Genomic DNA, 7,348 nt, shown 5'->3' on the forward strand with positions numbered 1-7,348 from the left:
GCGGGCTTGGGCTCCGCGCGGCGACGAGGGCGCCCGTGTGGGGGCCGGGCCCGACCCGGAGAGACGATGGGACTGACGGGAAACCCCCATACACCTCACTGACCACCGCCCCGGCGCCTCCCGTCCCTCGAAGCCCCCGCCCCCACCCGCCCCACCACCCGGCCCCCGCCCCGGCACATCGCGCCGCTCTGTCAGAGCGTGCCAGAAGGGTGGCCTCGAGGCTGGTTTCTGACGTACCGTCATATCTGCCGAGCCGCACCTCGGAGTCGGTCCGAAGCTGTTCCGAAGCCGCCCCGAACGTCGCCCCGCAGCCGCCCCGACAGCCCCCGAAACCGTCCCTCCTGGAGGTTCGCCATGTCCGCCGACCGGCCCGTCGCGCTCGATGAATACCCCATCCATCAGGCGCCCTTGTCGATGAAGCACGTCGTCAGTGGAGACCGAAACGCTTACGACCGGTGCATCTTCCACGTCTTCGACCACGCCGGCCGCGCCGTCCTGATCCTCGGCCTCGGCGTCTACCCCAACGCCGGGGTCATCGACGCCTACGCCACCCTCCGTCTCGGTGACGAACTGCTCGCCGTCCGGGCCTCCGACGCCCTCACCGACGACCGGATGAATCTCTCGGTGGGGCCTCTGTCCATCACCGTCGACGTGCCGCTCAAGCAGCTCACCCTGCGCTGCGCCGCCGATCCGGCCGACCCGGGCGGGCTCTCGTACGACATCACCTGGACCGCCGAGTTCCCGGCCGTCTGGGAGCCGCACCACGTCCAGCGGCGCGGCGACCGCCTGATGCTGGAAGGCCGCCGCTTCGTACAAGCCGGCCAGGTCACCGGCACCATCCGGGCCAAGGGGGAGGAGTTCACCCTCACGCCGGGGGAGTGGACCGGGACCCGCGACCGGAGCTGGGGCGTGCGGCCGATCCCCGGCGAGGAAGGGGGGCGCGCGGCCGAGGAGTACCGCCCCGAGGGCTTTCACTGGCTGTGGATCCCGGTCCGTTTCGAGGACCGCTTCATCATGGTCATCGCGCAGGAGGACGCCGACGGCCACCGCACCCTGAACGAGGCCGTGCAGGTCTTCCCCGAGGGCAGCGGACGCCACGACGTCCAACTCGGCTGGCCGCACACCGAGATCCGCTACCGACCCGGCGGTCGGCACCCCGAGCGGGCCGTGATCCACCTGACCGACCCCTCCCGCAAGCCCCTCGAACTGGGCGTGGAGATCCTCAACTCCTCCCCCCTCGCCGTCGGCGCCGGCTATCCGCCCGCCGGTGACTGGCAGCACGGCACCTGGCAGGGCCGTGGCTGGAGCGACCGCCGCGTCTACGACCTCTCCGACCCGGCGGCCCATCCGATGGCCGCCTTCGGGGTGACCGACCACTCAGCCCGTTTCACCCTCGACGGGCGGATCGGCCACGGCATCTTCGAGCACGGCAGCTTCGGGCGCCACGACCCGAGCGGTTTCGCCGACTACTCCTCCGTCGCCCAGTAGGACCAGCACCCGCAGGACCAGGACCCGTAGGAAAGGGGCCCAACCATGGCCACCGCACCACGTCCGCGTACCTCGACCCGGGAGCCCGAGGAGCTCGGCCGACGCCTCGCCGCCTGGCTCGACGCCCGCCTCCCCGGCGCGCGGGTCACGAACGTCTCCGTCCCCGGCTCCAACGGGATGTCCAGCGAGACGCTGCTCTTCGACATACAGCACCCCGACACCCCGCTGCGGGCCTGCGCGCTGCGGCTCGCCGCCGACCCGGCCGCATACACCGTCTTCCCCACCTACGACATGCCGCGCCAGCACCGCGTGATGAGCCTGGTCGGCCGGCACACGGACGTACCCGTCCCGCGCGTGCAGTGGCTGGAGGAGGATCCGGGGCCGCTGGGAGCGCCGTTCTTCGTCATGGCCCGCGCGGAGGGGCGGGTCCCGCCCGATGTCATGCCCTACACCTACGAGGGCAACTGGCTGCACAACGCCACCGACGCCGAGCGTGCCGGGCTCCAGGAGGAAAGCATCTCGCTGCTGGCCCGGCTGCACGACCAGTTCCCTTCCAAGGAGGCCGAGTTCCTCCTTCCCGACGGCGAGGGCACACCGCTGCGTCGGCACGTGGACGCCCAACGCGCCTACTACTCCTGGGTGGTGGGCGGCCTCGCCCCGTCCCCGCTCATCGAGCGGGCGTTCGCCCGGTTGGAGGAGCTGTGGCCCGAGGACGAGGGTCCCGCGGTCCTCAACTGGGGCGACGCCCGGATCGGCAACGTCATCTACGACGGGTTCACACCGGTGGCCGTCCTGGACTGGGAGATGGCGGCGTACGCCCCGCGCGAGGTGGACCTCGGCTGGACCGTCTACCTGCACCGGTTCTTCCAGGACCTCACGGTCGGTTTCGGCCAGCCCGGCCTGCCGGACTTCCTGCGCCGTGAGGACCTGGAGCGCCGCTACGCCGAGCTCACCGGCCACACCCCGCGGGACATGGAGTTCCACACCCTCTACGCGGCCCTGCGACACGGGATCGTGATGCTGCGCATCGCCTACCGGCAGGCCCACTTCGGCGAGGTCGAGGTCCCGGCGGACCCGGACGGCCTGATCCTGCACCATGCCGCTCTGGCCGCCATGGTGCAGGGAACGTACTGGTAGGGGAGCGGAGCGGCCGTCAGGCCGCCTGCGCGTGCTGCTGCCGCGTCTGCGCCTGCGGCCGCGGCAGCACGGGGCTCACCACGCGGATCGGGCGCGAGCCCGGGCCGCCGACGTGCGAGAAGGGCTGCGTCCGCCAGTCCAGGCCCTGGGGCAGGGTCGACAGGACGACGGATTCGAGCTCCTGCGCCTCCGTGGGCTGGATCATGCCGACGGTGGGCAGCGCGTCGCTCGCGGGCCGACCGGTGCCCGCGCACACGGTGAGGCCGAAGGGGTTCCAGGGGGTCAGGCACAGGGCGTGCTGCGGCAGGTACTCCTCGTCCGCGACGAGGGCGATCGACTGGCCGCAGTCGGGGCAGATCGCGTGGTGGATCTCGAATCCCTCGATCTCGTCGAGGTAATCGCCGTCCCCGCCGTCGTCCGCGTACGTACCGTTCCCCGGATCGAGCGGTTCCAGGGGCTCCGGTTCGGTGCGACCGGCGCGCTTGGTGTTCAGCATGGATGTACTCCCCCTTGGGTGGGCCGGGCGGGCAGTTTCTTCGGCCTCGGCCACAGCAACCAATTCCCGTCGAGCGTCACGAGTAACCACAACAGACAGGCCTCCACCTGCATACCCCTGTGGCCTTGGTCACATGCCTGCCGCAGATGCCTCCAGTGGGCGGACAGCACTGTGCCTGGAGTGCCCTTGGGCCTTAAGTTGAGCGGCTATGAGCGCAATGGAGGAGCTGGACCGCCAGATCGTTGATCTGCTCGTGCGGGACGGGCGGATGAGCTACACGGATCTGGGCAAGGCCACGGGACTGTCCACGTCGGCAGTCCATCAGCGAGTACGACGTCTGGAGCAGCGCGGGGTCATCCGCGGCTATGCGGCCGTGGTCGATCCGGAGGCCGTCGGCCTGCCGCTGACCGCGTTCATCTCGGTCAAGCCCTTCGACCCGAGCGCCCCGGACGACATCGCCGACCGGCTGGCCGGCGTCCCCGAGATCGAGGCCTGCCACAGCGTCGCGGGCGACGAGAACTACATCCTGAAGGTGCGCGTCGCCACCCCCCTGGAGCTGGAAGACCTCCTGGGCCGCCTGCGCGCACTCGCCCACGTCTCGACGCGCACGACGGTCGTCCTGTCCACCCCCTACGAGGCGCGCCCGCCCCGCGTCTGAACCGAGCCCGAGCGGGGACCCGGTGGTCGGGCCGGGGTGGGCGACACGGGACACTGGTCGGCATGACTGACCGCACCGCCCACTCCGCCGACGCCGCCGGAGCACCGACCAGGACCGTTCTCCTCCGCGGGGGCGAGGTGCACAGCCCCGCCGATCCCTTCGCCACCGCGATGGTCGTCGAGCGCGGCCGCGTCGCCTGGGTCGGTTCCGAGGGCGCCGCCGACGCCTTCGCGCAGGGCGTGGACGAGGTCGTCGACCTGGGCGGCGCGCTCGTCACGCCCGCCTTCACCGACGCCCACGTCCACACCACCTCCGCGGGCCTGGCCCTCACGGGCCTGGACCTCTCCGGGGCGCCTACCCTGTCCGCCGCGCTGGACCTCGTACGCGCGTACGCCGCGAGCCGCCCGGCCGACCGGGTGCTCCTCGGGCACGGCTGGGACGCTGCCCGCTGGCCCGAGCGCCGGGCGCCGTACCGCGCCGAGCTCGACGATGCCGCGGGCGGTCGCCCGCTCTACCTCAGTCGCGTCGACGTGCACTCGGCCGTGGTCACCACCGCCCTGCTCGCCCTCGTCCCGGGGGTACGGCCCGACGGTGACCGGCCGCTGACCGCCGACGACCACCACGCCGTCCGGAGGGCCGCGCTGGCCGCCGTCACCCCCGCGCAGCGTGCCGAGGCCCAGCGGGCCGCCCTGGAGCGGGCCGCCTCCCTCGGTATCGGTTCCGTCCACGAGTGCGGCGGGCCCGACATCTCCTCCGCCGAGGACTTCACCGGACTGCTCGCCCTGGCCGCCGAGCGGTCCGGGCCGCGCGTCTTCGGGTACTGGGCCGACCGGGACCTCGCGCTGGCCAGGGAACTCGGGGCCGTGGGGGCCGCCGGGGACCTGTTCGTCGACGGTGCCCTCGGCTCGCACACCGCCTGTCTGCACGCGCCGTACGCGGACGCCGCGCACACCGGCACCGAGTACCTCGACGTGCGCGCCGTCACCGAACACGTGGCCGCCTGCACCGAGGAGGGGCTCCAGGCCGGCTTCCACGCCATCGGGGACGCCGCGATCACCGCCGTCGTCGACGGCGTCCGGGCGGCGGCCGAGAAGGTCGGTCTGGACCGCGTCCGCGCCGCCCGGCACCGGGTGGAGCACGCGGAGATGATGACGCCCGCCACCATCGCGGCCTTCGCGGAGCTGGGGCTGACCGCCTCGGTGCAGCCGGCGTTCGACGCGGCCTGGGGCGGCGAGGACGGCATGTACGTCGACCGGCTCGGCGGCGCCCGGGCCCGCACCCTCAACCCGTACGCGGCCATGCTCAAGGCCGGTGTCCCGTTGGCCTTCGGCTCGGACGCGCCGGTCACCCCGCTCGACCCGTGGGGCACCGTTCGGGCGGCGGCCTTCCACCGGACGCCCGAGCACCGGATCTCCGTACGGGCCGCCTTCACGGCCCACACGCGGGGCGGCTGGCGGGCGCTGGGCCGTGACGACGCGGGCGTCCTCGTCCCCGGCGCGCCGGCCGACTACGCGGTCTGGCAGACGGGTGACCTGGTGGTCCAGGCCCCGGACGACCGGGTCGCCCGCTGGTCCACCGACCCCCGTTCGGGCACCCCCGGACTGCCCGACCTGACCCCCGGATCGGACCTGCCGGTGTGCCTCGCCACCGTGGTCGGCGGGCGGGAGGTATTCGTACGCCCACAGGGGTGATCCGGCGGGCCTCGGTTCGGTACGGGCGGTCGGACCCGGATAGGTTCGGCCGGGTCCACCACAGGAAGTCCGTGCCGGACGACTCCGTCTGCGCAGCGCGCCCGCGCCTCGGGGGCGAGGGAAGGTTTCGCCGGGCGGCGGGTGGCCCCATGTCGGGGTCCGCGGTCCAGTAGACAACGGTCACGGCGGCCCGCAGCCAGCGGGCGTCCGACCGGCCCGAAGGACCGCGGGCCCCGGCCACTGTTCTAAAGTCATCCTCTGCGACCAGACGTACAGGATGTGCAAGAGCACAAAAGGGGACTCAGTGAGCGACGGCGAAAAGCGGACCTACGGACCGCTCGGTACGGCCTTGGTGATCATTCCGACCTACAACGAGGCGGAGAACATCGGGCTGATCGTCGGGCGTGTGCGCGCGGCCGTGCCCGAGGCCCACATTCTCGTCGCGGACGACAACAGCCCGGACGGCACCGGCAAGCTCGCCGACGAGCTGGCGGCCGGCGACGACCACGTCCACGTGCTGCACCGCAAGGGCAAGGAGGGGCTGGGGGCCGCCTACCTTGCGGGCTTCGTCTGGGCCCTGGAGCAGGGCTACGGGGTGATCGTCGAGATGGACGCCGACGGCTCCCACCAGCCCGAGGAGCTGCCCCGCCTGCTGACCGCGCTGGCCGGGGCGGACCTGGTCCTGGGCTCCCGCTGGGTGCCGGGCGGACGGGTGGTGAACTGGCCCAAGAGCCGCGAGTTCATCTCGCGCGGCGGTTCGACGTACTCCCGGCTGATGCTGAACCTCCCGATGCGGGACGTGACCGGCGGCTACCGGGCCTTCCGCCGGGAGACCCTGGAGGGGCTGGGCCTGGACGAGGTGGCCTCGGCGGGCTACTGCTTCCAGGTCGACCTGGCGCGCCGGGCCGTGCAGAAGGGCTTCCGCGTGGTCGAGGTCCCCATCACGTTCGTCGAGCGTGAGTTCGGTGACAGCAAGATGAGCAAGGACATCCTCGTCGAGGCGCTGTGGCGGGTCACCCAGTGGGGCATCAAGGCCCAGGCCTCGAAGCTGCTGGGCAAGGACGGCACCAAGGAGGCCGGGGCCTGATCGACCGGACATCCCCTAAGGGGTGTCCGGTACCTCCGGCTGAGGTCGCTTTTATGCGGGCCCCGGCACACTGGATGGTATGACGACCGGCATTTCCACGGCCCCCCGGCGGCGTTCGCCCGCCCGTACGTTCCTCCCTCTGGCGATCGCCGCTTGGCTGATCCTGGAGATCTGGCTGCTCACCCTGGTCGCGGACGCGGCCGGCGGGCTCGCCGTGGCCGCGTTGCTCGTGGGCGGCATCGTGTCGGGCGCGGTGGTGATCAAGCGGGCCGGGCGGCGGGCGTTCAAGAACCTGGCGAGCACCTTCCAGCAGGCGCAGCAGGGGCAGCAGCCCACTCCGCAGCAGCCCGGCCAGGGCAACGGCCTCACGATGCTGGCGGGCCTGCTGCTGATGCTTCCCGGGCTGATCTCCGACGTGGCGGGCCTGGTCCTGCTGCTGCCGCCCGTCCGGGCCTGGATCGGCCGCCGGGCGACCCGCTCGCTGGAGCGGAAGATGGCCTCGGCGCCCGCCGGTAGCTTCGGTGACGCCTTCCAGCAGGCCCGGATCCACTACCCCGACGGCAAGGTCGTCCAGGGCGAGGTCATCCGGGAGGACCGCCCGGGGCGTAAGGACGGCCCGGATGCCGCGTACCGCCCGCCGCTGACGCCGTAGCGCACGGCGCACGGCACGCACGGAACAAGCCGAGGGGCGGCGGCCCCCCCCCGGGGGGGGGGGGGCCCCGCGGGGGGGGGGGGGCGCGGGGGGGGGGGGGGGGGGGGGGGGGCGCCCCTTGTGCGCGCAGATAATGTGG

The 7,348-nt window shown here is 72.8% G+C and carries 7 protein-coding genes; 6 read left to right on the forward strand and 1 reads right to left on the reverse strand.

What is annotated here, in order from left to right; translation table 11 throughout:
• The first annotated feature begins 354 nt into the window (after positions 1-354).
• Positions 355-1,488, forward strand: a complete 1,134-nt coding sequence (locus tag ACGFYY_RS38570) for a hypothetical protein (protein ID WP_393716842.1) — start codon at positions 355-357, stop codon at positions 1,486-1,488.
• A 45-nt stretch (positions 1,489-1,533) separates the two neighbouring features.
• A complete protein-coding gene (locus ACGFYY_RS38575) occupies positions 1,534-2,625 on the forward strand; it encodes a phosphotransferase family protein (protein ID WP_393716844.1) in 1,092 nt (363 codons plus the stop codon).
• Positions 2,626-2,641: 16 nt separating this feature from the next.
• On the opposite strand, the gene ACGFYY_RS38580 is transcribed toward ACGFYY_RS38575, so the two are convergent.
• On the reverse strand, positions 2,642-3,121 hold the full coding sequence (locus ACGFYY_RS38580; RefSeq protein WP_365274468.1) for a hypothetical protein: 480 nt from the start codon (positions 3,119-3,121) through the stop codon (positions 2,642-2,644).
• Positions 3,122-3,338: 217 nt separating this feature from the next.
• Here ACGFYY_RS38580 and ACGFYY_RS38585 point away from each other — a divergent pair, with 217 nt between their 5' ends.
• The 4 genes from ACGFYY_RS38585 (at position 3,339) to fxsA (ending at position 7,209) form a co-directional block, all read left to right on the forward strand.
• Positions 3,339-3,779, forward strand: coding sequence for an Lrp/AsnC family transcriptional regulator (locus ACGFYY_RS38585; RefSeq protein ID WP_030011705.1), 441 nt, complete (start codon positions 3,339-3,341; stop codon positions 3,777-3,779).
• Between the two features lie 62 nt (positions 3,780-3,841).
• Positions 3,842-5,470 carry an amidohydrolase gene (locus ACGFYY_RS38590; RefSeq protein ID WP_393716847.1) on the forward strand — a complete coding sequence of 543 codons (1,629 nt, stop codon included), beginning with the start codon at positions 3,842-3,844 and terminating at the stop codon, positions 5,468-5,470.
• Between the two features lie 277 nt (positions 5,471-5,747).
• Positions 5,748-6,557 (forward strand): polyprenol monophosphomannose synthase, encoded by an 810-nt coding sequence (locus ACGFYY_RS38595; protein WP_365274462.1) that lies wholly within the window; start codon positions 5,748-5,750, stop codon positions 6,555-6,557.
• Between the two features lie 79 nt (positions 6,558-6,636).
• Positions 6,637-7,209, forward strand: coding sequence for an FxsA family membrane protein (fxsA, locus tag ACGFYY_RS38600; RefSeq protein ID WP_393716849.1), 573 nt, complete (start codon positions 6,637-6,639; stop codon positions 7,207-7,209).
• Positions 7,210-7,348: the final 139 nt, after the last annotated feature.

This window comes from Streptomyces sp. NPDC048331, assembly GCF_043201215.1.
GTDB lineage: Bacteria > Actinomycetota > Actinomycetes > Streptomycetales > Streptomycetaceae > Streptomyces.

Coding starts and splice junctions, on each gene's coding strand:
- ACGFYY_RS38595 (WP_365274462.1), top strand. CDS start 5,748: ATGTGCAAGAGCACAAAAGGGGACTCAGTGAGCGACGGCGAAAAGCGG.
- ACGFYY_RS38585 (WP_030011705.1), top strand. CDS start 3,339: ATGGAGGAGCTGGACCGCCAGATCGTTGATCTGCTCGTGCGGGACGGG.
- ACGFYY_RS38570 (WP_393716842.1), top strand. CDS start 355: ATGTCCGCCGACCGGCCCGTCGCGCTCGATGAATACCCCATCCATCAG.
- ACGFYY_RS38575 (WP_393716844.1), top strand. CDS start 1,534: ATGGCCACCGCACCACGTCCGCGTACCTCGACCCGGGAGCCCGAGGAG.
- ACGFYY_RS38580 (WP_365274468.1), bottom strand. CDS start 3,121: ATGCTGAACACCAAGCGCGCCGGTCGCACCGAACCGGAGCCCCTGGAA.
- fxsA (WP_393716849.1), top strand. CDS start 6,637: ATGACGACCGGCATTTCCACGGCCCCCCGGCGGCGTTCGCCCGCCCGT.
- ACGFYY_RS38590 (WP_393716847.1), top strand. CDS start 3,842: ATGACTGACCGCACCGCCCACTCCGCCGACGCCGCCGGAGCACCGACC.